This window comes from Parabacteroides gordonii MS-1 = DSM 23371 (assembly GCF_000969825.1).
GTDB lineage: Bacteria > Bacteroidota > Bacteroidia > Bacteroidales > Tannerellaceae > Parabacteroides > Parabacteroides gordonii.
In genome coordinates, this window is the sequence record NZ_KQ033919.1 from 1728418 (window position 1) to 1754622 (window position 26205).

Here is a 26205-nt window from a genome sequence, read left to right on the forward strand (position 1 = left end):
CAGAATAATCCTTTCATAAACAATTAATAATACAATTTACTTCCAAATAGACCGGAGCGTGTACACTTCCAGGTTCTTTACTTCGATATTATTCCCCCAGAAATGGAAGCCTTCCTTATTTTTCAAATCCGGTCGGCGCTCCATAGAATAGGAGTAAGCGCCATTATCGATAAATACTTCGACAGAAGTTTTGTCCAGGATGATATCGGCAGTGATCTCCATGCCGGTCATATCTTCCGGTGAATAGAATACACCATTTACCAGATTGAAATTCATATCATAGTTCAGTAAAGACTGTCCGAATAAGTTCAATCCTGCATTTGTGGCATGGGATAGTTTGATCGTTGTGCGGATACGCAGAGTTCCTGCATCATTGTATTGCTGAAGCAGATCATTTGCCTTGTCGGCAGTCAGCGAACTCCACTGGTTTGCTTTTGTCTGCAACTGTTCAAACTCTTTAATTGGTTTGCTGAACAGACGAACGCCGTCTTTCGTAGTACGCAAAGATAATTCCGTCGGAAGCAGCATCATACCGTTAAAGGGCATTCCCGGATGAGAGATACGTCCCCATCCGATCTGTATCCTGCGTCCGTCGCTCTCCGGTATATTGGTAAATGTCTGGGCAGCATAGATAGAACCGGTTGAATAATAATATTTACCAGCCTCCGGTGTAAACTTCTTTCCATCGAACGATCCGATCATATAAGTACCGGAAGCGCCATACATCACCCATTTGGTATTATTCTTATTTCCATCGACAGGCAGCTCGAATAGTTCAGGACATTCCCAAAAGCCGGTTATATGGCTCTCGAAAGTCCAGTCTTTCAGGTTGTCCGAATTATAGATCGAATGGCCGTCACGCTCATTCAGTACAAGCACCCACTTGTTGGATGGTTTGTGCCAGAACACTTTCGGGTCGCGGGTATCTTTGCTGTTCCACTTCGCCTTGGAGTCGATCACCGGATTTCCCTGATATTTTGTCCAGGTACGTCCTTTATCGAGACTGTAAGCAATACATTGTACCTGCTTTTCGGGATTATCGGCCGTATAAATCGCTACCATAGCCGGAGTGCCTTTCTTACCGAAGCCGGAAGTATTGTCATAGTCGATAACGGCAGATCCGGAAAACATGGTGCCATGTTCGTCGGGATAGAGGGCGATAGGCAATTCTTCCCAATGTATCAGGTCTTTACTTACGGCATGCCCCCAATGCATATTGCCCCAATCGCGTTCGTACGGGTTATGCTGGTAGAACAGGTGATATTCACCGTCATAATGCAACAGGCCGTTAGGGTCGTTATTCCATCCCCTGCGCTGAGTATAATGGATTTGCGGACGGTTGGTCTCGGTATACATACTATCCTGTCCTGCAATTTCGTCTGCCTGATAGATCTTGTTTATTCCGGCTTTATTCCCGTTATAGGATATTTTTATCTCTTTATTCTTCAGGGCGGACATATCGCAGAATACCCAATAATCCGGATTTTCGGGAGCCAGACGAATATCGAACGCCCGCTCCTGCTTACCGCCGACGTCAAAAGTCATCACCGCCCGGTCAGTCTGATGCGAAACCGGAAGGTTGAGATACTTCTTCGTGATTTTCATTGTCAGATCTTGTGCTTCTACCGTAGAGATACAGGTCATCAAAGCACTTGCAAGAATTAATACATTTCGAGTTCTTACTTTCATGGTAAATAAGGATTTAAAATAAAACAATAGTACTATTTATATTGGTCATAAACAGGACACCAGCGACAAAAGCAAATGTCCTGTTTATCGATTGATTAATTTTACCAGCCATAATTTTGCTTGTATAGCTTTTTGCTAAAATTAATCTGATTTTTCGGGATGGGGAAATATTCATCTTTATTTTTAGTAAACTTCGCTTCACCCATATAAGTACGGCGGGTTCTTTCAACTTCAAAGTATTTATTTACAGTCTCCGCAGCAATACCCCAGCGTACCAGATCGAAGAAAGTCGAACCTTCCTGCGACATTTCCAGACGACGTTCCCAACGCAAAGCCTTACGGGCGAAATCTTGTGTCCATTCCGGACAGTTCTTACCCGGTTGATAAGTTGCAATATTGAATTTGCCTGTAGGATCGCCCTGTACATCCACTAACTTAGCTGTACTGTTAGCCGCTCTTTCACGAAGGGCATTGATCAACGGAAGCGCTTCTGCCTGACGTCCCAACTCGATCAGGGCTTCTGCCTGCCATAGCATCACATCGTCGTAGCGGATAATATCACGGTTCTTGGAACTCGACATAAACGGAGAGGCAAAAGCGAAACACGGACAATCAGGTAAAACTGTTTCCTTCATAGACATAAAGCTACCGTAGGTATTCGGATCGCGCGTCCAGCTCGTTTCAAAAATAAACTCAGGGTTATATTTATAAGGAGCCCCCGGAATGGCAACCGTATGATTCAAACGCGGGTCGATATTTGTGGCAAGCAAATCGTCAGCAGTCTGTAAATCATGATTATTATAAGTATCGAACAGTGGCAATCCGTTTTCATCTGTCTGGAAAGCATTCACCATGTTCTGTGAAGGACTATGGAAACCACAGCAACCATATTCCGGATTCATCGGATAATTCAGCATAGCACCCCAATCCAAACGGCCACGTAACGTTCCATCGTTCACTGAAAACTGAACTGCGAATATCGACTCCGGCCCATTTTCTGTTTCGCAAAGGAAGTTATTGGCAAAATCAGAAGCTAACGAATACTTACCAGACAATCCCTGGCAAAGAGTAACAACTTCCTGCAGTTTTGTTTTATCGATATTCACAACATTATGCTTTTCATCCTGTTCGTAAGCAGCATACAGAAGAGCTTTTGCCAGATAAGCTTGTGCCATCCCTTTATTTGCCCGTGCCAGATCATCGTTTTTATCAGGCAGGTTTTCCATTGCAAAACGGAACTCGGCAATAATCATATCCCATAGTTCCTTATCCGTGTATTCGACGTTCGATATCGTAATATAATCGTCTGTCTTATCATTTTCATCAATCCACGGCATTTGTTTAAACAAGATCTTCAGATCGAAATAGAAGTTAGCACGTAAGAAACGCATTTCAGCTTCACGAACTTTCTTTTTAGGATAAGCCTCTTCCGAAATTGCATGAATACGTCCCAAAGCATCATTTGCACGGGCAATCGCGATATATTGCGAATACCACTTCTTATCCAGGTAACCATTATCGTCACGCAGATAGACAAAAGTCTCAAACATATGGAAATCACCCATATCACCTGTTCCGGCACCTCCTTTATAAGCATCACCGCTACGCAAATCCCCGTAAGGCCAGTAAGCATTAACACCCTCCTGATAGTTATCGTTACCCAACATGGAATAAGCCGAAATCACCATCTTTTCTATATTATCTGCCGTATTCAGGTTATCCGAATCGGCTACCCCCTGTGGAGCTTCATCCAGAAAAGAATCACAAGACATCATCGGGAGTAATAAAGCTGCTCCGAAAGCTATATATTTTAAAGTTTTCATAATTGTATAATCTGATTTATTAGAATGAAACATTGATACCAAAAGTAAAGGCTCTCGGAACCGGATAAGCAAAGTTCGGAGTTTCCGGATCTGCTCCCGTAAAGGCATTATCGCCCCAGCCTTTCTTGATTGTCAGCAGGTTCTGACCGGACAGATAGATACGTGCGCTTTCCATATGGGCAGCTTTCAGTATATGATCCGGCAAACGGTAACCAATTTCAATATTTGCTAATTTCAGGAAAGAAGTATTTTCCACGAAATAAGTAGAGAAACGTCCTTCATCATTTACATTATTTGCAGAAGCTGCCGGAATAGTTGAGCTTGTATTATCCGGACTCCATGCATCCACCAGACGTCTTCCGTAATTCTGCCCTCCGAAAAGTCCAAAGAAATCCGTAAATGTTTTCTGACCGTTATTTGCATGAGAACCGACCTGTCCGTTCCAGAACATAGAGAAATCAAAATTCTTCCAACCTGCATTCACATTCAAACCATACAAGAACTTCGGGTCTTCTACACCTAACCAGGTACGGTCTTCATCATTGATCTTTCCATCATCATTCAAGTCTTTGTAACGGATACGGCCAACACCTTTACCCGGTTGTTCCACGTGGTCTGTTACTTCTTGTTCATTCTGGAAGATCCCGTCAGCCACATAACCGAAGAGAGATTTCCAGGGACGTCCAAGAATAGTCTGGTCGTTACCATTACCCGGATAAGAATTGATTACATCTTCCGGCAATTTTGTGATCTTATTACGATAGCTGGCAATATTACCGGTGATATTCAAGTCTACTTCACCTACTTTTTGATTATAAGTCAGCATGAATTCAAATCCACTGTTCTCCATGCTTGCACCATTCACCCAACGATCACCGCCAAAGCCTATTGTTGCAATATAAGGAGGTTTAACCAGGATATCATCTGTTTTCTTATAGAAATAATCGATAGATCCGGTAAACATCTGATTAAACACACCGAAATCGATACCAGCATTATTCTGAGTAGTTGCTTCCCATTTCAGATCCGGATTAACGCGTTGCGTACGGATAAAGCCGGAAGGTAATTGTCCTTGCCCTGTTCCGGTAATATCATAAGCTGTACCCTGATCGCGTCCCCAGGTAGCATCTGTATAATAACGAGCCTGATACAGACCGTAAGAGGCATAGTTATCGATTTCCTGGTTACCTGTTTTACCCCAACCGTAACGAAGCTTCAAGTCTGAAACAATATTTTTAGCTCCTTCAAAAAAACCTTCTTCACTGACACGCCATCCCAAAGAGAATGCCGGGAATGTACCCCAACGGTTATTTTTACCGAAACGGGAAGAACCGTCACGACGTACCGTTACAGAAGCCAGATATCTGTTATCGTAGCTATAATTCACTTTTCCAAAGAAAGAAGAAAGAGCGTAAGAAGTTGCTCCACCGGCATTACGCAAGTTTCCGTCACCAACCGACAGATACATATAATCTTCATTTTCCAGCAGGAAGCCGTCACGACCGGCCGACATATCTTCAAGTCTGTATTTCATCATTTCCTGACCGACCAATATATCGAAGTTACTCTTACCTAAATCAACTTTATATTGTAAGGTATTACTCAATACCCAGTTTCCGCCATAGTTTGTATATGTATTCAAGCGGGCTGTCTTATCCGACATGAAACCTGACTGGTAAGTCTTTTGCATATCGCGTTTCCACCATCCGGTATAATCGATACCGAATTTAGAACGGAATGTCAGGCCTTTCAATATATCAACACTCAGGTTCACATCCCCGAAAAGGCGGAACACATCTTCGTGATTTTGTTTGTTATCTTCAATCAAACGAACCGGATTCTGACGGTCGCTCATATTATTTGCCGGGCCTCCCCAACCACCGTCCAACGAATGAACCGGTACGATAGACTGGATATTCTTTGCATTTTCCTGCAGACCTTTGCCATCCAACGTAGAACTACGCGTCTTAGACAGGGATAGATTCTCTCCGATAACCACACGGTCGTTAAACAGTTTATAGTCACTGTTGATACGGGCTGTAATACGGTCAAAATAAGTGCCTTTGACTGTACCGTCATTTCCATAATAATCTGCAGAGAATAAGGCACGTCCTTTTTCATTACCGGAAGTAACAGTTACATTGTAATTCTGAATAAAACCGGTACGGCTGATTTCCTTTACCCAATCCGTGTCTGCTGCACGCATCACAGGATCACCTGCTACATCCAGATATTCTGGAAGGATCATTCTATTTAAAGTCGGTTTGCCATTATTCCAGGCAACATCATACATATAAGTATAGGGATTCATTTTCTCATTAATAGATCCGTTACTTAATGTAGTAGTATTCAAAACGGAGCCATCATTTACCCCTGCACGGAAATTCACAAGTCCATACTCTTCCGTATTTAACAGATCAACTGAGCGTTGCCACTGCTGGGCAGTCAGAGAAGCACGGAATTCAACATGCGTTCCACCTGCTTTTCCTTTTTTTGTTGTTACGATGATCACACCGTTAGCGGCACGTGATCCGTAGATAGTAGCTGCGGAAGCATCTTTCAACACCTGGATAGACTCAATATCAGAAGTTGCTATCTCATTCATCGAACGGGTACTGGGAATACCATCGATGATATAAAGCGGTTTGCTGTTTCCCAGGGTAGAGACACCACGTATCTTAACATCCACATCACCGTTAGGCTGACCGGTATTCGTTACATGGAGTCCCGGAACACGTCCCTGCAATGACTGAACAGCATTACTGGTGTTTATATTCTTTATATCATCCATTTTTACAACCGAAACGGCTCCTGTCAGGTCGGCTTTCTTCTGTGAAGAGTACCCTGTCACCACTACGTCACCTAATGCCTGTACATTTTCTTTCAGGACAATATTCAGTTTCTTGTTTTCATTTGCCGGAATTTCCTGTGTTATATATCCGATATAGCTAATCTGGATAATAGCACCTTTAGTTACTGAAAGAGAGAAATTACCGTCCATATCGGTAATTATACCATTTGTAGTTCCTTTTTCTACAATAGAAGCTCCCACAACAGGATAATTATCAGTTCCTGAGATAACAGTTCCATTGATGGAAACCTGCTGGGCAAACAAAGCTTGTGCCATAAATAACATGGTTATCCATACGCACCATTTACGTAGTTTTAATGCTTTCATTAATCTTAAATTATTTCGTTTAACAATGATTTGGTGAAAGCAAAAGTATTCCCTATGCAAGTAACAGGTGATAAAATATTCATCTTATCGTATCAAAATTGTCACATCTGTAGCATTTTAATTATATAAAGTGACAAATTTGATAGATAGGATACATTTGTTATATCAAACAAAGTAAGGAAAAATCACTGATATTCCGTTGGCGTAACATCGTACACCTGTTTAAAGCATTTGGAGAAATAAGCGGGCGAAGAGAAACCCGTCTGATAAGCAATCTCGCTTACCGTATATTGTTTTTGCTTCAACATAGCGGCCGCTTTACTCAAACGATAATTGCGCAGGAATTCGACCGGGGTCGTTCCGGTCAGTTCTTTTATTTTCCGGTGAAGATGTCCACGGGAAAGCCCCAGCGTATCGCTCAGTTTCTCGACGTTATACTCGGTATCGGTATAAACCTCTTCTATGCATTTGATAAAGTTGTTCAGGAAAACATCATCCATGTTCTTCACCTTTTCCGGCTCGGTAAGCAGCAGCTTTCCTTTTTGTAACTTTTCCAGCAACTGATCGCGCAAGCGCTTTCGCTCCTCGAGGATACGGATCATTTTAAGTTTGACGAAATTAATCCGGAAAGGCTTCTGAATATATTCGTCCGCACCTCCCGACAACCCAAAGTTACGTTGGCGTTCATCGGAAAGAGCCGTTAACAAGACGACAGGGATATGGCTGGTCGACAAATTCGTTTTGACATAACGGCATAATTCGAACCCGTTCATTTCGGGCATCATCACATCACTTAATACCAGAGATACATCTTCAGTAGCCAACACTTCCAGCGCCTCTTTCCCGTTAGCGGCAAGCAGTATATTGAAGTTATCCTGCAACTCTTCTTTCAGATAGGCTCTTACTTCTTCGTCATCTTCCGTAATCAGGATCGTATAAGGATATCTGACAGACAGCAATTCTTTCTCTACGGAATCATCCAGTTGGGCCGCATCATACGCCAAAGGAGAAATAGGAAGTTCGGTGACATAGCCATCGGTAAAATGCTCTTTTCCTTTCAACAACGTCAGTGTAAAAACAGTCTTTGACCCCGGAATACTGTCTACAACAATCATTCCATGGTGCATATCGACATATTCTTTGACCAGATGAAGCCCTATACCGGTTCCGCTGGAAGTATTTTCCGTATAGAAACGGGTAAAAAGATAAGGTATATTCTCCGGTTTAATGCCCCGACCGCTATCTTCTACCGATACCTGTATCTTATTCTCCAGTTCAGTCAGATTTATACGGATCGTTCCGTTTTCCGGGGTGAACTTAAACGCATTGGAAAGCAGGTTTATCAATACTTTTTCCATCATCACCGGATCAAACCAAAGGTTACACTCCTTAAGATCGGACGTGAAAGTAAAATCGATATGGCGCACCGATGCCATACTATCAAAGTAAGACTTCAGTTCACGGATAAAAGCGACCAGGTCGGTATTGCGTATCTTTAGTTTCTCCTGCTTATTCTCTACTTTGCGGAAATCAAGTATCTGGTTAATCACACGCAGTAGATGTTCCGCATTCTTCTGCATCAATTGCAGGTCACGCAGATAAGGAGAGTCATGCAGTAACTTCAGCAGTTTATCCAAAGGCCCCAGTATCAGGGTTAACGGAGTGCGAACCTCATGGGAGATATTCGTGAAGAATTGTAGTTTCTGTGCCGTCACTTCCTTTATCTCTGCATTTAGCTGAATGAGTTTTTCGCGTTGTTCTTCTTCTTTCCGGTTGATTTCGCGCAGTTCGTGATTTGTTTTCTTCAGTTTAAAGTTGATCACGAACGTATAAATAGAAAGCAGGATAAAGCCGATCATCAGGACAGAAATGATCAGGAAAGAGTTCTGCAGAAAATTAAAGCGGTTCAATAACGTATCGAGATTAGAACGTTGCTGTTCGATCCTTCTCTGATAGTTCAACAGACGGGCAGATTGTATCAGGAGCGTCTGGGCACTGACCTTATCGATCTCTCCGGTTTGTAAAGGAATATACTTTTCTACCGGTTCGCCATTCAGTATCTTCATAGCAGTACGGATCACCTGTTCACCACCGGTAGGATAAAGGAAAGAAGCATTGATACGCCCATCTGAAACGGCTTCAAGCCCGGCACCAGCCACGGCATCGACCCCGATGATCGGAAGTTGGCTTGCCCATTCCGGCGCCTTTTCCATAAAATATTCGCGAGCGGCGATAGCCATCATATCGTTATGCGAATACACGAAATCGACTTTGAAAGGCCATTCCAACTGTTTCAAACGGACCTTTGTCGTATCATACACCCATTCCCCTTCTACTTTCCTGAAACTCAGATCCGAGCGTTTCACCAGGGCGTCTATAAATCCCTGATGACGTTCCTGTGCCGGAGAAGAGCTGGATAATCCCCAGATTTCAAGGATAGAAGCCGAAGGGGGAAGATATCTTGCCGCATAGCGACCGGCAGCATATCCGATCGTATAGTTATCGGCACCGACAAATGTAGTGTACAAATCCGTATTCACCTTCCTGTCTGTTATAATGGTAGGAATACCCGCCCGGTAAGCCTCTTCCGCCACCTCCGTGATCGGGTTAGACTGGAAGGGGGAAATGATCAGTACATCCACCTTATCCTTAATCAACTCCTTTATCTGCCGGATCTGCGTATTGTTATCGCTATTCGCATCTTTAACGATGATCTCCAGATTATCATAATTGGATGCTTCTATCTGCATTTCTTTGACCATCGCTTGTCGCCAGGCATCATCAAGCATACATTGTGAAACACCGATCACATATTTCTTTTCCTTTTCCGAGGTACTACAACCTACTATAAATAAGGAAAGAAACAACAACAGCAAAAAGTATTTCGTATATCTCATGGTATGATAGAATTGATATGGAAATCCAAGACAAAGATAGAAAAGATCCGGAAGATATCAAGATGCACAAAAATAGGATAATATCTTTTCAGAAGGCTATCACAAATGTCGTAAACACGATAACAATTGTATCATCCTTCATTTTCAGGCACAAAAAAAGCCTCTTCCCATGCAATTATGGAAAGAGGCCGAATATCTGTTATACAGAATAGGAGACTAATTATGAACCAGCGTGCCTATATTCTCTCCGCTCATTACCTTTTTCAGGTTGCCGTTGGTGTCCATATCGAAGACAATGATCGGCAGGTTATTTTCTTTACACATGGTAGTGGCAGTCAGATCCATCACCTTCAGGCCACGGGTGTATATTTCATCATACGTGATATCGGAGAATTTAGTAGCTGTAGGATCTTTTTCGGGATCGGCTGTATAAATACCATCTACACGGGTTCCTTTCAGCATGACATCGGCTTCGATCTCGATTCCTCTTAAGGAAGAGCCTGTATCAGTCGTAAAGAACGGGTTTCCCGTACCGCCGGACATAATCACGACATTTCCTTGTTCCAGCAATTCGATGGCACGCCATTTATTATAGAACTCGCCGATCGGTTCCATACGGATCGCAGTCAAGACTTTTGCTTTTACGCCTTGTGCCACCAAGGCAGAGCTCAATGCAAGGCTGTTGATAACCGTTGCCAGCATTCCCATCTGATCGCCTTTCACACGGTCGAAACCTTTGGATGCACCACTCAGGCCACGGAAGATATTACCGCCACCAATCACGATACCGATCTGAACACCCATTTCAGCAATCTCTTTGATCTGTGCTGCATACTCGTTCAGACGAACTTCGTCTATACCATATTGTTTCCCTCCCATCAGCGACTCACCGCTCAGCTTCAGAAGAATTCGTTTGTATTGTGCCATCTTGCTATTTTTTGATTTTTAATTGTTCTTCTGCAAAAATACAGTATTTCGATCAGCAAACAATATCAGCACTGAATTATTCGGGTATTATTTAATAAAACTGTATCGTGTATGAAGCAACATTGTAACGTGCCCACCCTACATTTGCACCAGACATGAAACACGCTTTATTCCTTATTTTGAAAACACTAAGAATATTGGCCAAACCTTCTTCCTAACTTTAGCGTTTCCCTGCTACTTTCAGAGGAAAGAGACAGGGAAACGTTGTTTTGAACAATACAGACCAAACTACTGTTTCATATATAAAAGAAACCAAGTAGAATCATTTAAAAATTTAGTAGTTATGAAGAATGTATTAATAGGTATCGCTGCAGGTATTGCAATCGGTTATGTGCTTCGCAAAATGGAGGACGACGGCAAATTCAAATGTATTCATGATGACATGAGTGAATTGGCTGACAGAACAAAAAAGAAATTCAAAGATGCGGTCGACAAAGGCATCAACCAGGCAGAATATGTAGCCGACCGTGTTGAACACCTGGCCGAAAAAGCAAAACAAAGTAAATAAAGGTACCTTTATAAACGAACGAAACCCCGGTAGATTACTCTATCGGGGTTTGTTTTTTATCTGTGTCCCCTCTTCGCAGAGGTACCGACAGATGAACTTTATTTTATTACTTTAGTATTAATACGACCACTTGTTCGCCCATCGCGGGGTAATTGGTTGGAGTATAGACGCTGCACGCAACGTCTATACCAGTCAACCACGTGGTGGTAATTTAGAATTTATTTCATTATTTCTTATTTAACGATTGCTTTTACAGCAGCTTCGCCTTCTACAGCCACTACAACTACACCTGCAGGAGCAGCGATTGTAGCATTGTCAGAAGAAAGAACTGTGTTAGCAATTGTCTGACCAAGAACGTTAGTGATCACTACATTCTTGCCAGCTGCACCCTTGATGATTACAGCACCATTAGCAGCAACAACCGATACTTCAGAAGCTTCGATACCTTCGTTGGCTGTCGGAGTTGTGCAACGTTCGTCGATGTTCCACCATTCTGCGTTCAGCATACCTTCTGAAGCTGATGTGAAGCGAGCAATTACAGGTACACCATTCTGTACTTTGATAGCTCTGTATTCACCTGCATTTTCTGCAGCTGTATAAGTATCATTGTGCAAGCCCCATGCATTGTCATGGTTTTCGATGATAAAGTCACGAGCGTCTTTGTCATCTACCAAACGGAACATGAACTTATAGTTTGCATAGTCCTGAGCAAATGCTTTTGTTGCATTGTTTCCGTTGCGGTCTTTCACGTTCATTACATAAACGTAATCGTTTTCGTTCGGAGTAACCGTATTGGCTGCAGCTGCACGAGCCCATTCCATTGCTTTCAGATAATCCTTATGACCTTCATTTGTCAACGGATATTCACCGTTCTTGAATACGATCAATGTATCACCTGTGTGCATTGCATGTACGAATGACAAACGAGTGTATTGTTTTTCCCACTGATAGTCTGCACCATTCGCTGCATTATTCAAAGAGTCCTGAGCATTGATCAGATAACGACCCCAAACCTGAGCAGGTACATCCAACAGGTGTTCTTCTTTACAACCGGCATTGAATCCGTGGATCGGGCAGTATTTGCCTTCTGCTACGATTTCAGTACCTACAGCCAACATATATTGAGGACGATACGGATTACGTACATCTGCTGTATCTACATACATCGCTGTGCTATCGTTGAACTGACCACCTTCGTAACGAACACCTAGGAAGTTGATACCTTTGCCTGTTTCATTGAACTGAGCCTGGTTAGCTGATTCAAACAAATATTGTTTGTCGGCAATACGTGCACGGAAGAAGTTTGCAACACACGGAGCTGAGAACGGTTCTACACCTTCTGCAACGGCTGTCGTTTCATTACCCTTCAATTCACGATAAATGATAGACTGGTCATAGTCTACATGGAATGTAGCTACACGTTCTTCACTGCATACACCTTCAATAGAGAACTTCAATGAACCGTCACGAACACCTACACGATCTGTATTTTCAAAGTCTACCAATGCATGATAGCAAAGAGTATCGCCTTCTTCAGTAACGATCTGGTTGTTTTCTTTCAGATAGAACTTAACGGCTTCGGTAGCATTAGCTGTTACTTTATATGTATTTTCATTTGCTACATCACGAGCAATCCATTTAGCATCGTTCACCAGCTTGTTGCCATCATATACCTTGATTGTATAATAACGACGATACAGTTGAGGAGCTACAGAACCTTCGTAACCATATTTAGCATCTGCTGACGGTACCAACTGGAAGGTTGCTTTATTACCCTTAACGTCTACACGAACAGTCGTATCATTTGCTGTAGGAGCTACATCTACAAAGTTACCAAGCTGGATACCGCTGAAATAATCCATAGTCATACGGTTCAACTTGAACTGATTTTCATCTTCAGGTTTATAGTAACCCAGATATGAGTCTGTCAAGACACCGGCAAGAGGTTTAACATCTGCAGCCAATGCGTATGACAAGGTATCACCAACAGAGATTGTCGGGAATCCAAACATTGTGAATACTTTCTTGTCTCCACCTTTGTAAAGCTGGATATTTTCATACTTCATAGTCGGGAATTCACGGTTGTAGATGTTTACTGTTTGCTGTCCAACTACACCCGGATTCTGTACAACAACCCACTGAGTGCGCGGCATGTGACCGAAGTCCTGAGCTACGCCATACAACTGAGTTGTTTCTTCTGCTTCATAATCAGTATTATTACCACAGAACTTAGCTACATAATATTTGCCATTGTCATATTTCTTAGCGGCCACACCTGTAGACAGGTTGAAGAAATATACGCCAGAAGGCAATGTTGCCAGTTCATATTGAGAACCTGCGTTCAGAGTAATTTTCGTATTGATAGTATAATTATTTTCAGCCGCAAATTCCGAATTACCAACCGTTACTTCACGGTGATTGTTAGTCAATACTGCAATTTTCACCAAGTTCTGCTCTGCATTACCTGTTGCTGATGCTGCAGTATGATCTGTAGCCTTCGGAGCACTATAATTCGTTCCAGCAGTCAATACCAAATCACGGAAGTATGCCGGTTTAGTTGTTTTATCATCATCTTCCAATTTAGCATAACCTGCTGTACGGATTGAAATAGAATCCTGTGCAGGGAACCAAACAAACTGGAAATTATAACGACCGGCCAAATCCAAACGAGTTTTATTTGTAGGAGCCAAATAACCACCATTAGAATTTTCATTAATATCCGCAAATTGCTTCAAAGAAAATTTCAGATGTTTGTTACCAGCCTGACTAGTCAAGTAAGCCGTATCCAACATCAAATATTTACCATCGTCAGCCTTCAAAGATATCCATCCGTTAGCTGTTATAGCATTCACCGTTGCAGTAGATGTTTTTTCAGCAGCAGCAGGCGTAGCCTTTGCTGTAACATCATCTGTATAAGTTTTAACAGCAGCATCAGCTGTAGCTACAGTTGTTGCTGCAGAGATCACATTTGCGACACCTGTTGTAGTGCTAGATACAGCTTCTCCCAAAATAGTTGCCGCATCTCCATCACCACGATAGCTTTCTGTATTAATATACGCCAAAACAGCAGCACGGACAGCTTCTTCTACTGCAATTTTATCTTCATCAGATTCAATGTTACTTTCACCTTCTACCCCCGATACAATAGTAGCAATATCTGTTGTTGCAACAGCACCAAGAGCCTTTGCAAAAGCCAATGCAATAGGAGCATTCGCTGCCACCTCTGCATCTGTTGTTCCTAATGTTGCACGTACTGCCTGAGCCAATGTTGCCAAATGTTGAGCGTTTTCATAAGCTTCTAAAGCAGTTGTTGTTAAAGGAGTTGCTGAAATAACACCTGTTGTAGGAACTGCATAATTATTAAACGGATAACCAACAGCTGCCACAGCTTTGTATGCTTGGTTTGTAAACAAATTCACAGCTTCCGGATTACCACCTTCCACATCCTTTGTGAAAGTCAGTTTCATCTTGCCATTGGTTGCATCACCTTTCCACAGCATAGAATTCAGATCGTCTACTCCCAGTAATACAGCAGCAGGAGAAGCCGGTTTAATTTTCAAATAATTAGTAGAAGCAGTAACATCTGTTGGCAGATTCTTTAATGCATACTTTTCAGCACCAACAAAACCTCCAGCAGCAGTCAACACCAGCACAGAGTCACGTTTTTCACCAAAAGCAGCAGAAAGCGTAGTTTCTGTAAATGATTTGCTAATAGGATCCGGAGCTGAAACCCATTTCCAAACAGCAACATCACCACCCACTGTTATATTAGCAGTTGGAGCACTTATGGTTCCAGCAGTAGCCGGATGCTTTACGACAGCAGCTCCCTGCGAGTTGATAGCCAACTGCAAACCAGAAGCGTAATTCACAAATACATAAGAATAACCACCTTCTGCATTTTCCTGGGACATGATTGTCCACAATGTGGAACGAAGTTCATCTGTACTACCACCTGCTGCAGCGACTGTTTTTAACTCATACTGACTAGTCGCCGCGTTGAGGAACATACCCAACACTGTTCCAGGAGTACCAGTCTCTAATTGGTAGAAATTACCAGCTTTTACAACCTCGGCAGCTGTAGGAGCAGTAGTAAACTTAGCATAATTAGCCGCATCTACCGTTCCCATAGCACCTGCCAGCAGGACGCTGGCTACAAGCGTAGAAAACTTTTTGTTCATAATCTAAATTTTAATATTAATAATAGTGTTAATGAAATAGTTCTTGTTCAATCGTTTACAGACATCAAGTTAAATACAGTGACTAGATAAAACGACCGTTTATTCTCGTCATTCATTTTTGATTAAAGACAATTGGTAATTGAAAGAGTGAATTTTGTACAGACTTTGCTATTGTCTTGATAAGAAAGAAGATAAGAATGGAAAATATCTTTATAAAAGAATTGGTGTTTCAAAACTTATGGTTACTTTTGTAGACGAGAATAAACGGTCGTTTTCTCTAGTCAGTCCATAATTACATTATAACCATTATATTTCATAGCTTTCATCGTTATTTACAGATTAATTTTATCTATATTAGACATATTAATGTACGCGCGTACCTAATATATATAATAGTTTTTTCCCCTTGTGGTGTCATAGATGCCTGTGCAAACATAAGTCACTGTTTTTATAGCACTTACAGATGACGCCGCCTTCAAATATGGCGTCACTCATATCCTTTTAGCGCTCTTTTTGAGGACATCAGCATAACTAAACATTTTCATTGGGAAAGCTAAGGTTGAAGGATAGGACATTTTAGGAGGATTGTCCTGTATTTTATAATTGTAAGGCAGAAATTACATAATTGCAAAGCATAGGTTACATATATGAAAGGCATGCCTTACTTTTTAGTAAAGCAAGTATTACATATTCAAAATATGGGAAGAAAATGTTTAAATATAAGCTCTTTTAGGCTTACATATCCTATGAAAAGGGATTAATCGGAACGAGTCAGGACAAGACACTATTAGCAGACAACCTATTTCAGGACAAGACAGGACAAGACACAGTGATAGTTGGTGATAGATGAGTGATAGTTGAAAAAAGCAACTATCACTGACACGAAGCTTGATTATAAAGGCATCAAACAAATTCGTGATAGTGTGATAGTTGTTTTTCAAAACATGTAAGAAATTATTCTTTCGGGATAAACATACTGATGCCAACCGGGTAATGGTCGGACAGGTAATCCGTATCAGAGCCGTTGTAGATTTGAGCATCAACACAGTTAGGACGCAGGCTGTCGGTGACAAAGATAAAATCGATCCGTTCCTGCTGGCGGCGCAAGGCATCCCCTTTCGGAGAACTGACTAATATACGCGTTGGGAAGGAATAACGCTGAGCGTCAGCGGTGAACAAATAGCAAATGTCGTGCAGCGAGGCGGCCATGAAAGTAGATATTACAGCATAATTCTCCAGATGTTCGTCTGTCCAGGAAGCATCGAAAGGAGAATGGGCGTTCATATCTCCCATCAGCAGGCAGTCGGTTAACCGGTTGTCGGTTATATAGTTGACGATATTGTCTGCTTCCTGCTTGCGTTTCAAGCGATCGGACGGGTTCAGGTGCGTCACCAGAAAGTCCATGTTGAGTACTTTGCAATGCAACAGTCCATGTCCGTAACCGTCTATTTTCCGATCGATTACCTGGATCGGGGTTTTAGAAGTAAGTCCCACCGGATAACCATTCTCCTTTACGATGGCAGCGTACGGGTGGCCGTATCCGGCAGCCAGTTCTTTCAGTTTGGCTTCGGTAAAGCCACAAAGTTCGTTCAATGCCAGGACATCAGGCGATTGTTCCTTAACCCAAGCGGTAAAACGGGCGATACGGTCTTTGTCCGCACCGTTACTGAAGCCATCCATGATATTGTAAGAGATGATCTTTATCTTCTGACGATCCGTGCGCCAGTCGCGTTCGTAAGAGTTTGATGTCTGGGCATAGATGCCGGAACAAACCAGTAATAAGAAAAGAAAAAGGACAGACCTGCTGTTGAATAAACGTTTCATTCTTTTAGTTTTTATGTTTGAAAACAAAGGTATATCAAAAAGTGCATAAAACCTTTCGATATACCTTATGACTTATTTAATAACCCGGATTCTGAGGTTTCAGATTGGGGTTCTTGCTTATTTCCGTATTCGGGATGGGCAGTAAACTCATCTTCTTATCCCACGTGAAGCCTTGAACTTTCGCCCATGTCGACTCTTCGATATTCCAACGGCGCAGGTCGTAACCACGCACATCTTCACCGGCAAATTCAACACGGCGTTCGTAGCGCAGCTTCTCCATACCGTCTTCCTTGCCACTGATGGTAATATCCGGCAGAACCTTACTTTCAGGAAGTCCGGCAGGAATATATTTATCCGGATGCGCCAGGGCATAGTTGCGGGCACGGGTACGGATCTGGTTGATATACTTGGCTCCGGTCTGAAAATCACCGGTCTGTATATAAGCTTCAGCCAGATTAAGCAGGACTTCCGCATAACGCATCAGGATATTATTCAACCCTACGTTCGTTTCGTTCGGCCCATACCACAAGGTATTCTTCTGGAAGTCGACACCCCCTTCTTTATTCAGCAGCCAGTCCATCGAATAAACAAGCGGTTCGCCTGTCGTACGATGGGTAGAGACATCCAACGGCGTGTAGAAAGTGATATCAAAGCGGGGATCTCTGTTCTTCCAGTAAGCGGCCGCGTCATACAAAGAATTTACATCTTTTCCTATCGGGTTACCGTCGATCAGGGCATAAGCATCCCTCAGGTTGGCTGTCGGGTTAAAGTGAGTCGTATAAATCTCTCCACGGCAGAAACCACCTTCTACCGTCCCGAAATAACGGGTCTTCCAGTTCTGTTGGTCTTTACTGAAGGATGCTTCAAAGATGGATTCCTTGTTGTACTCATTCGTTTCCATATAAATGGATTCCATATCCGCCAACAACTCATAAACACCTTCGTCCGCCAGCTTCACCACTTCCTCACCCGCTTTGATCGCATTGGCATAATCCTGACGATAGAGATAGGCAGCCGAAAGAAAGGCATAGGCAGCTCCCGACGTTGCACGCGGGGCATCTTCCGCTCCATAAGAAGACGGCAAGTGCTGGGCGGCAAAGGTAAGATCGGGCACAATCACTTTTTCATAAACTTCATCTACAGAGGAACGGGCCGGATGCAAAGCCGCTTCATCCTTCAAATCCACCTGGGTCAGCAAGATAGGCACATCACCATACAGACGGATCAGGTGATAATACCAGTAACCGCGGATAAAACGCATTTCAGCAGCGATCCTGTTTCTATCCTTACTACTGATCTTATCGTCCGGCATATTTGAGACCTTTTCGATACCGATATTACAGCGGGCAATACCGGTATAGGCATTTACAAAAGAACCTGTTACCAGATAATTGTCGCCCGGATCAAAGCTAGCGCGGGCATAGGACGCATCGATCGAACCGTTTTGCGTACAATCATCCGAACATAAGTCACCGAATATCTGCACACCGGTCGCCCAGAAGCCGTTCAGGGTCTGCAAAGTTTTATAGCAGGCGTTGGCGGCATACACTGCCTGATCCTTATTCTGATAAAAGTTATCTTCAGAAAGTTCTCCATACGGCTCCCTGTCGAGGAAATCACTACAGGAAGACAATACGGCCATCAATGCGATTATATATATTTCGAACCTTTTCATATTCTCGTATTTTTACTGTTTAAAACTTAATATTTGCACCAATCATAAAGGTCATTGCAGCAGGGTAACTGTACGCCCAATTGTTATACTGGGCTGTTCCACTTCTTTCAGGGTCGTATCCATAGAATCCTTTACTAGTGATCGTTACCAGGTTTTCACCGCTTACGTATACTCTGAATTTATACTTACTGACCACATCGAACGAATAACCGACGGAAAGATTTTTCAGACGGGCATAGCTTGAGTTCGTCAACAGGAAGTCATTCATTTGATACATGGAATAGGCACCACCCCAGATTACAGCCGGCCACTTGCCGGGCGTTCCTTCTCCGTTCCAACGGTTTTCATACCACCATCTTCCATAGTTTATACTACCGTCGTTCACCCATTTCTCGTATGGCATAAATTGTTTCTTGCCTAAATCGCCCTGCCAGAACATAGAGAAATCGAAGTTCTTATATTGTGCGCCCAACTTGAAACCGAATGTCATTTTAGGAATTGAATTTCCCAGTATCACACGGTCGTCCGCATCTATTTTATTATCTCCATTCTGATCTTTAAACTTTATCGAGCCGACAATAGCACTACCATAGGCAGGCGAGTTGTCGATATCTTCCTGACTGGCATATACACCTTCCATTTCCCAACCATAGAATGAGTCGATCGCATAGCCGACCTTGTTGATGTAAGTGTCACGGTGGCCACCGTCACGCAGTTCCTCATCCTTACCGTCACTCAGTTGGAGTATCTTGTTACGTACCGTACTGATATTGGCTCCGACATAATAAGTGAAGTCTTTATTGATTTTATCCTGCCAGTTGATTTCCAGTTCGACACCCCGGTTAGCCACCTTAGCGAAGTTCACGTTAGGGGCTCCCAGGCCAACTGTCCCCGGAATAACCTGTTGACGAAGGATACCGGAAGTACGCTTATCGTAATATTCGGCTGAAGCCGTCAGGCGATTATCCAGCAAGCCAACATCTACACCGGCATTTGTTATAGTGGTCGTTTCCCATTTCAAGTCCTTATTCACCAGGTTGGCAACATAGTAACCCGGAACAATGCTATGATTATAGCCGCCTTGCCCCATCAGCACACTCATATTGCTCAGCGTGGCAATAGTAGGATATCTGCCTGATACGGACTGGTTACCCAACTGTCCCCAGTTCAAACGCAACTTCAGATTAGAGATAGCGGGAACATTAAAGAACTCTTCCTGGCTGATACGCCATGCACCGGAGAATGAAGGGAAGAAACCCCAGCGGTTGCCGGATGCAAAACGGGAAGAACCGTCGGCACGAAGATTGAAGGAGAGCAGATAACGGTCGGCAAAGTTATAGTTGATACGTCCGAACCAGGACATCATTGCCAGCTGGCTTTTGGCACCGCTGTTGCGAGAGTCGGTCGGATTCGTTCCACCGTTCAGTATCTGCATATTCTTGGATTCCGACACATAGTCGTAGGCTTTCCCGTAGATATCATCATCGGTGGTAAGCTGTTGAGAGAAACCCGCCATACCGTCGATAGAATGTTTGGAAGAGAATGTATGATCGAAATAAAGCAGATAATCCGTCAGCCAGGTAACATTCTTGCCACGTGTTTCTTCGTAGCTCGAACGGGTATTTCCATATTTATCGGCAATATTATAAGTCGGGGTAAACGATTTCTTTTCATAATAGTTGAAATCAAGTCCGGCATTGATGCGGAAGCGAAGAAAGTCGAATATCTTATATTCGGCATAGATATTACCCAACACCTTATAAGTACGATGATCCGGATTACTCAAATTTGCCATGTAAACGGGGTTGATACCTGTCTCACCGGGATGTTTGTCATAGCCCGGAGTTATCCCGTCTGCTTCATAAAGCGGAATGGTCGGAGAAACATTATAAGCATCACCAGCCGCATTCGATGTTCCATGCTGTAAACTGGTACTCAGATTGATACTGGTACCGAAGGAAAGACGTTCCCCGTATTTGTTATCGTTGTTGATCCTGAAGTTAGCCTTGTTGTAAGATGTGTTTTCCAGAATACCTTCCTGGTCGACATAACCGCCGGACATATAATAAGAGGAGTTCTGGCTTCCACCCTGGGCGCTGACATTCACGTTATAGGTCGGAGCGACACTGAACAGTTCCTTCCCCCAGTCGGTTCCTTTTCCGTAAGAAGCAGGATCATTTGTAAAATAGGGGGTGATATTACTTCCGCCGATCCAGCGGTTTGCATTGGCTATCGCTTCATTCTGAAGTTCCACGAATTCTGCGGCATTACACATATCCAGATACCGGGTGATGCGCTGCAAGCCGAAATAACCGTCTACAGAGATACTGCTTTTTTCAGAAACTCCTCTTTTTGTTGTTACCAGGATTACACCATTTGCCGCACGCGAACCGTAGATCGCTGCCGAAGCCGCATCTTTCAACACATTGACAGACTCGATATCGGAAGAAGAGATACTTTCCAATCCGCCATCAGCCGGAATACCGTCGATAACGACCAGCGGGGCATTATCACCAAACGTACCCATACCTCTGATACGGATATCCGAGCTTGCTCCCGGCTGTCCGTTGCTCTTCGTAATAACAACGCCCGATAATTTACCTTGCAAGGCTTGTGATACGGAAGAACTGGATACGTCTTTCAGGTCTTTTGAAGAAACGACAGAGACAGCTCCGGTCAGGTTGGCTTTCTTCTGCACGCCATAACCGACTACCACCACCTCTTCCAGATTCTGTGTATCCTCTTTCATCAGGATACGGACTGAACTCTGGTTTTTAACCGGTACTTCCTGTGCCATATAACCGATGTAAGTAACCTGAAGGGTTGCATTTGATGCTACATCGAGCGTAAAGCTACCGTCTATATCGGTGATAGTTCCGTTGCTGGTTCCTTTTTCCATCACGTTCGCACCGATAATGGATTCACCCTGCGGATCGAGCACGACACCGGTTATAGTCTTGCGGTTGGCCTGTTGCATTATCGCTAACATCCGGTCGTTATTCTTCATCAGGATAATATTGTTGCTTTTCATCGCATAAACAATATCTGTATTCCGGAAGATTGTGGAAAGTACTTCCTCTACCGTCTTCTCACGGGCATCGATCGAAACCTTGCGGTTCAGGTCAATATCCCGCTTGTCATAGACGAAATAATAGTCAGTCTGCTTTTCGATATTGGATAGGATCTCCCCGAAAGGAGTCGACTGTGCTGTTATCGTAACCTTCGCCACCTGGGAAGAAGCTCCGGTAGCAAACAGCCCTGTCACACATAAGAAAAGAGCTAAAAAGGTTAGTTTCATAATATTAATTATTCGTTTAATAGGTTTTAACAGGGCATAGCTGTCCCCATCTGAAATATTTTTCATACTTTTAAAATCTGTATTAGTTAGTACTAAGTTTAACGCAATTACACGGTATTAACTTCTTTGCCGGAAGAACGTTGGCGCGTTTTTCCGGTTTTGTGTTTACTGATGGTATCTACTTCATAGGCATTTCTTTTAAGGTTACTACTATTTGATCTATTACTATTTGATCGTTATCGTATTATTCTCTTCATCCTTTTCGTAGACAAACCGGTCTTTCAGTTGGAATACGTTCAGGATATGCTCGATGCCTTTCTTTGCCTGGAACTTTCCGGTATATCTCTTTTTCTTGAAAGCTTCGTTCTCTACGGTAATCCGGGTGTCGAAGTATAATTCCAGCTTTTCAATCATCCGGTCTACGGGTTCATCGTCGAAACAGATCACGCCGTCTTTCCAAAGCAGGTTGTCGAAATGGGAAATCGGGCCTTTCACCAACCGGTCATTCTCTACATGAACCTGTGTATTTGGTTCCAGAAGTACTTTCTGGTGTTTCGTTTCCGAATAGACTTCCACCGATCCGTTCAGCAAGGCGACTTCAAACATCGGGGCTTTGGCATAGGCCATTACATTGAACTCCGTGCCCAATACTTTTATATTATAGGTAGAGGTTTTCACGATAAATGGTTTCTTTTCATTCCGGCTCACTGTAAAATAGCCCTCTCCGTTCAATTCCACTTCCCTATCGTCTGAAGAGAAATTGTTCGGGAAAGTGAAGGTCGTACCTGCATTAAGCCACACATTGGTTCCATCGGCCAGTGTCAGCTCCACACGTTGGCCAGGCGGTACGGAGATCGTTTGCATGGCTGTCTCCGGCAACTGCCGTTTCAAATCGAATATATACCAGCTCATGCTCAACAGCAGCAGGAAAACGGCTGCGACAGAGGCTATCTTCGTAAACAACGGAAAATTCAGCCTTGTCGTTTTCTTCCGGCCTTTCATAACGTCGCGTTGTTGCCAGAGAGTGACATTATACAGTTTATGCATCGCCTGAAGCTCCGACATGTTCCTCTTGTCACTCTTCGCCCAGGCCAGCACCTGCATTTTCTCTTCTTCTGAAGCCCAACCTGTTATATATTTCTTTATTAGTTCCTGATCCATCTGTTTTGTATAAGATATAATTAGCCTTACAATCATATCGACGATTGATAGCCGTGCATCCCTAAATGAAAAGTCATTTTATTTGAAAAAAAAGAAGAAATAAAATATCGGGAGATAGTCTTTCAAGCTAACGCGCAAAGCCTTTAATACTTTCGTTATATGATATTCAATACTTTTTACGCTTAAGCCCAGTTCATCCGCTATTTCCTTATTCGATTTGTTATCAAAGCGGCTCATTTCAAAAATAAGTTGAGTCTGTTCGGGGAAAGTGGAGAGGGTGGTACGGATTATTTGCTGGATCTCAGTCGTAAAGACCTCTTCCGGATCGCAAGACTCCAGCATGGAGATACGCATATCCAGTTCCTCCTGATGGGCGGTCTTCATATGATTGAAAGCTTCTTCCCGGATCACTTCATGTTTCAGATAATCGAGTGCTTTATTCTTCAGGAGAGTCAGTAGAAAGGCATCGGGGTTGTTTATTCCTCCGCGGCGGAGTTCCGCCCACAGCTTGATAAGTACTTCAGATGTAATATCTTCCGCTACCATTTCGTTATGTACATACGACATGGTAAAAAGGAAAGATTTCCTGTAAAACCTCTTATACAAGTCCTCGAACTCTATATCTGATCTCCCTTCCATACACTTAGTGCTTTTCATAAAAGTTGCACTGACAAATATAATCTTTTACGTCAGATCAAGAAATTAAAATTCAATGATAAAATAATTACAAACTTAATTCAGGAGTTATAACGGTAGAAACTTCTTTAAATGCATAACGTCTTACTTCACCGTCATTCAGTTCGAGGATCAGATGACCGGTCGGCTCTATGCCACGGATACGCGCCTGAAAAGTTCCTTGTTCATCCCGGTAAGCATGAAAACCTTTCCCACGATACAAAGCAGCCATATAGTCGTTGCGTATCTCGTCTTCCTGCTCCCGGATCAAGCCTAGGTAGCGGTTGTAAAGACGTTCGAGGAAGCTGTTCAGTATCTCATCCAGGTCGTACTCCCGGCCTGTGATCTGCGTCAACGAAACGGGATTAGGGGCATTACTCCGGAATTCCTGCTGGTTTATATTGATACCTATACCGATAACAGAACAGAACAGGGATTGTCCCGTAAGATCGTTCTCTATCAGCATGCCGCAGATCTTCCGATCTTTCCAGTAGATATCGTTCGGCCATTTAACGGTGATGTCGTCCGTATACTGATCGAGCGTTTCTTTTACGCTCAATGCGGCGATCTGGGAGATCAGGAACTGGCGGTTGGCCGGCAGAAAGTCAGGATAAAGGATAACGCTGAACATCAGGTTCCTGCCCCCTTCCGACTCCCATGAGTTACCAACCTGTCCGCGTCCGGCTGTTTGAAAGTCGGTAACCACGACGCTTCCTTCCGGCAATTGTTCCTTACCTACCAATCCACGGAGATAATTGTTGGTAGAGGTCGTTTCCTTCAAACGGATGAAGCGCGGCATTTCATTCTCTTCACTCATCGTATGCTTCTCTTATCTTTTTAGGCAATTTGGCTATTACTTCACGGTAGGAATGACGGATCCAGTGACGGATGTCGTCATCGGACAAATCGCGTTCGAGATAGACGCCGTTCCAGTATTTCTTATTGAAATGATAAGCCGGTTCCACCGCCCTGTAACGTTCTCGTAAGTCTTCCGTATAGTCGGGATTGCATTTCAGGGCAATATATGGCTCTTCGGCATCCAAGGCCAGAAGAGCGAACATTTTATTCTCAACCTTAAAGACCAGGGAGACCTCATCGAAAGGGAAACACTCAGTCGTATTCTTCAGCGATAAACAATATTCGCGGGCTTCTTCTATATTCATACTATTCTCTGTTTTATTTATCTGCAGGGAGCGTAAAAGGCATCGTCCAGATGTTCGATCTTATAGCCGTCACCGCTCTTTATCAGTGTTATAATATCGAAGCGAACCGGACAATCCAGATTGAAATAACGGACGTACGCATCCGCAGCAGCTACGATCCGCCTTATCTTCTTATTGTCGACAGCTTCTTCGGGAGAGACAAGGAAATCCTCGGAACGTGTTTTCACCTCGACGACTATTATTTCGTTGTCTTTCAGGGCAACAATATCCAATTCGTAGTGATGCCAGTGCCAGTTCGAATGTAGAACCGTATAGCCCTGACGAATCAAAAAGTCGCGGGCTGCGGCCTCTCCGTCTCTACCTAATTTGTTTCCTTCAGCCATCTTATTAATTTGCACAAATATACTGTTTTTCTTTTTTATTTGCGCTTTCACTTGTACATTTGCACATTATGGTACAGAAACGGAAATATTCAGCTCCACAACCCAACCGTCCACGGGTACATAAGGTTACTTTTATGCTCAACGAAGAGGAGCAGAAGGCTGTCGACCGCTATCTGGCCAGATACAGCATAGAAAACAAATCCCGATGGTACCGGGAAACCATTCTTTCACACATACTCAAGACGCTTGAAGAGGATTATCCGACCCTTTTCAAGGAAAACGAAATGAGACGATGAATCCATTTAACGACGAATATTTTATGAAGCAGGCCCTCGTGGAAGCACGTGCCGCCGCAGCTGAAGGAGAAGTGCCCGTCGGGGCTGTAGTTGTCTGCAACAATCAGATCATTGCCCGTGCCCATAACCAGACGGAACGGTTGAACGATCCGACGGCACATGCGGAAATGCTGGCTATCACAGCGGCTGTTGGTGTATTGGGGGCTAAATATCTGACCGGATGCAGTTTGTATGTTACGGTAGAACCTTGCATTATGTGTGCCGGAGCGATCGGATGGTCGCAACTAAGTACGATCGTGTTCGGTGCAAGCGACGAGAAAAGAGGATATCGGGAATATGCTCCGAAAGCTTTTCACCCGAAGGCTGTTGTAAAAAGAGGTGTAATGGAGAAAGAGTGTGCGGAAGAGATGCAGAAATTCTTCCGGCAACGCCGGTAACGGGCGATCTGCTCGCCCGATTGCGTCTGCTGC

17 protein-coding genes are annotated in these 26205 nt (G+C 43.4%); 3 read left to right on the plus strand and 14 right to left on the minus strand.

The window, feature by feature from the left end; genetic code table 11:
• Nucleotides 1–36 precede the first annotated feature (36 nt).
• The 5 genes from HMPREF1536_RS06900 to pyrH form a co-directional block, all read right to left on the minus strand.
• Nucleotides 37–1644 (minus strand): glycoside hydrolase family 32 protein, encoded by a 1608-nt coding sequence (locus HMPREF1536_RS06900; protein WP_225608071.1) that lies wholly within the window; start codon nt 1642–1644, stop codon nt 37–39.
• 146 nt (nt 1645–1790) lie between these two features.
• A complete protein-coding gene (locus HMPREF1536_RS06905; protein WP_028727206.1) occupies nt 1791–3512 on the minus strand; it encodes a RagB/SusD family nutrient uptake outer membrane protein in 1722 nt (573 codons plus the stop codon).
• A 19-nt stretch (nt 3513–3531) separates the two neighbouring features.
• The gene (locus HMPREF1536_RS06910; RefSeq protein ID WP_028727207.1) at nt 3532–6690 is read right to left on the minus strand and encodes a SusC/RagA family TonB-linked outer membrane protein; all 3159 of its coding nucleotides are present in this window, start codon (nt 6688–6690) and stop codon (nt 3532–3534) included.
• A gap of 185 nt (nt 6691–6875) precedes the next feature.
• Nucleotides 6876–9587 (minus strand): substrate-binding domain-containing protein, encoded by a 2712-nt coding sequence (locus HMPREF1536_RS06915; RefSeq protein WP_028727208.1) that lies wholly within the window; start codon nt 9585–9587, stop codon nt 6876–6878.
• A 216-nt stretch (nt 9588–9803) separates the two neighbouring features.
• A complete protein-coding gene (pyrH, locus tag HMPREF1536_RS06925; RefSeq protein WP_005867363.1) occupies nt 9804–10514 on the minus strand; it encodes a UMP kinase in 711 nt (236 codons plus the stop codon).
• 343 nt (nt 10515–10857) lie between these two features.
• Here pyrH and HMPREF1536_RS06930 point away from each other — a divergent pair, with 343 nt between their 5' ends.
• Nucleotides 10858–11082: a hypothetical protein gene (locus HMPREF1536_RS06930; protein ID WP_028727210.1), complete on the plus strand. Its 225-nt coding sequence runs from the start codon at nt 10858–10860 to the stop codon at nt 11080–11082.
• Between the two features lie 233 nt (nt 11083–11315).
• On the opposite strand, the gene HMPREF1536_RS06935 is transcribed toward HMPREF1536_RS06930, so the two are convergent.
• The 9 genes from HMPREF1536_RS06935 to HMPREF1536_RS06975 all read right to left on the minus strand — a co-directional run bounded on the left by HMPREF1536_RS06935 (nt 11316) and on the right by HMPREF1536_RS06975 (nt 25439).
• A complete protein-coding gene (locus HMPREF1536_RS06935; RefSeq protein WP_028727211.1) occupies nt 11316–15260 on the minus strand; it encodes a DUF6383 domain-containing protein in 3945 nt (1314 codons plus the stop codon).
• A gap of 954 nt (nt 15261–16214) precedes the next feature.
• On the minus strand, nt 16215–17084 hold the full coding sequence (locus HMPREF1536_RS06940) for an endonuclease/exonuclease/phosphatase family protein (RefSeq protein WP_028727212.1): 870 nt from the start codon (nt 17082–17084) through the stop codon (nt 16215–16217).
• Nucleotides 17085–17160: 76 nt separating this feature from the next.
• On the minus strand, nt 17161–18759 hold the full coding sequence (locus tag HMPREF1536_RS06945) for a RagB/SusD family nutrient uptake outer membrane protein (protein WP_028727213.1): 1599 nt from the start codon (nt 18757–18759) through the stop codon (nt 17161–17163).
• A 19-nt stretch (nt 18760–18778) separates the two neighbouring features.
• A complete protein-coding gene (locus tag HMPREF1536_RS06950) occupies nt 18779–22057 on the minus strand; it encodes a TonB-dependent receptor (RefSeq protein WP_028727214.1) in 3279 nt (1092 codons plus the stop codon).
• Between the two features lie 225 nt (nt 22058–22282).
• Nucleotides 22283–23218 carry a FecR family protein gene (locus tag HMPREF1536_RS06955; RefSeq protein ID WP_028727215.1) on the minus strand — a complete coding sequence of 312 codons (936 nt, stop codon included), beginning with the start codon at nt 23216–23218 and terminating at the stop codon, nt 22283–22285.
• Nucleotides 23219–23296: 78 nt separating this feature from the next.
• A complete protein-coding gene (locus HMPREF1536_RS06960) occupies nt 23297–23875 on the minus strand; it encodes an RNA polymerase sigma-70 factor (RefSeq protein WP_028727216.1) in 579 nt (192 codons plus the stop codon).
• Nucleotides 23876–23942: 67 nt separating this feature from the next.
• Nucleotides 23943–24710, minus strand: a complete 768-nt coding sequence (locus HMPREF1536_RS06965; RefSeq protein ID WP_028727217.1) for a biotin--[acetyl-CoA-carboxylase] ligase — start codon at nt 24708–24710, stop codon at nt 23943–23945.
• The gene (locus HMPREF1536_RS06970) at nt 24703–25056 is read right to left on the minus strand and encodes an MmcQ/YjbR family DNA-binding protein (RefSeq protein ID WP_028727218.1); all 354 of its coding nucleotides are present in this window, start codon (nt 25054–25056) and stop codon (nt 24703–24705) included. Before HMPREF1536_RS06970 ends, HMPREF1536_RS06965 begins: the two co-directional genes overlap by 8 nt.
• A 17-nt stretch (nt 25057–25073) precedes the next feature.
• A complete protein-coding gene (locus HMPREF1536_RS06975) occupies nt 25074–25439 on the minus strand; it encodes a YraN family protein (RefSeq protein ID WP_028727219.1) in 366 nt (121 codons plus the stop codon).
• Between the two features lie 68 nt (nt 25440–25507).
• Between HMPREF1536_RS06975 and HMPREF1536_RS06980 the strand changes: the two genes are divergently transcribed.
• Nucleotides 25508–25735, plus strand: coding sequence for a hypothetical protein (locus HMPREF1536_RS06980; RefSeq protein ID WP_028727220.1), 228 nt, complete (start codon nt 25508–25510; stop codon nt 25733–25735).
• Nucleotides 25732–26172 (plus strand): nucleoside deaminase, encoded by a 441-nt coding sequence (locus HMPREF1536_RS06985; RefSeq protein WP_028727221.1) that lies wholly within the window; start codon nt 25732–25734, stop codon nt 26170–26172. Before HMPREF1536_RS06980 ends, HMPREF1536_RS06985 begins: the two co-directional genes overlap by 4 nt.
• The last annotated feature ends 33 nt before the right edge of the window (nt 26173–26205 follow it).

Excerpts from the sequence above, each read along its gene's own strand:
- HMPREF1536_RS06900 (WP_225608071.1), bottom strand. The coding sequence starts at position 1,644 with ATGACCTGTATCTCTACGGTAGAAGCACAAGATCTGACAATGAAAATC.
- HMPREF1536_RS06930 (WP_028727210.1), top strand. The coding sequence starts at position 10,858 with ATGAAGAATGTATTAATAGGTATCGCTGCAGGTATTGCAATCGGTTAT.
- HMPREF1536_RS06950 (WP_028727214.1), bottom strand. The coding sequence starts at position 22,057 with ATGAAACTAACCTTTTTAGCTCTTTTCTTATGTGTGACAGGGCTGTTT.
- HMPREF1536_RS06955 (WP_028727215.1), bottom strand. The coding sequence starts at position 23,218 with ATGGATCAGGAACTAATAAAGAAATATATAACAGGTTGGGCTTCAGAA.
- HMPREF1536_RS06935 (WP_028727211.1), bottom strand. The coding sequence starts at position 15,260 with ATGAACAAAAAGTTTTCTACGCTTGTAGCCAGCGTCCTGCTGGCAGGT.
- HMPREF1536_RS06905 (WP_028727206.1), bottom strand. The coding sequence starts at position 3,512 with ATGAAAACTTTAAAATATATAGCTTTCGGAGCAGCTTTATTACTCCCG.
- HMPREF1536_RS06985 (WP_028727221.1), top strand. The coding sequence starts at position 25,732 with ATGAATCCATTTAACGACGAATATTTTATGAAGCAGGCCCTCGTGGAA.
- HMPREF1536_RS06975 (WP_028727219.1), bottom strand. The coding sequence starts at position 25,439 with ATGGCTGAAGGAAACAAATTAGGTAGAGACGGAGAGGCCGCAGCCCGC.
- HMPREF1536_RS06915 (WP_028727208.1), bottom strand. The coding sequence starts at position 9,587 with ATGAGATATACGAAATACTTTTTGCTGTTGTTGTTTCTTTCCTTATTT.
- HMPREF1536_RS06945 (WP_028727213.1), bottom strand. The coding sequence starts at position 18,759 with ATGAAAAGGTTCGAAATATATATAATCGCATTGATGGCCGTATTGTCT.
- HMPREF1536_RS06940 (WP_028727212.1), bottom strand. The coding sequence starts at position 17,084 with ATGAAACGTTTATTCAACAGCAGGTCTGTCCTTTTTCTTTTCTTATTA.
- pyrH (WP_005867363.1), bottom strand. The coding sequence starts at position 10,514 with ATGGCACAATACAAACGAATTCTTCTGAAGCTGAGCGGTGAGTCGCTG.
- HMPREF1536_RS06970 (WP_028727218.1), bottom strand. The coding sequence starts at position 25,056 with ATGAATATAGAAGAAGCCCGCGAATATTGTTTATCGCTGAAGAATACG.
- HMPREF1536_RS06910 (WP_028727207.1), bottom strand. The coding sequence starts at position 6,690 with ATGAAAGCATTAAAACTACGTAAATGGTGCGTATGGATAACCATGTTA.
- HMPREF1536_RS06980 (WP_028727220.1), top strand. The coding sequence starts at position 25,508 with ATGGTACAGAAACGGAAATATTCAGCTCCACAACCCAACCGTCCACGG.
- HMPREF1536_RS06965 (WP_028727217.1), bottom strand. The coding sequence starts at position 24,710 with ATGAGTGAAGAGAATGAAATGCCGCGCTTCATCCGTTTGAAGGAAACG.
- HMPREF1536_RS06960 (WP_028727216.1), bottom strand. The coding sequence starts at position 23,875 with ATGAAAAGCACTAAGTGTATGGAAGGGAGATCAGATATAGAGTTCGAG.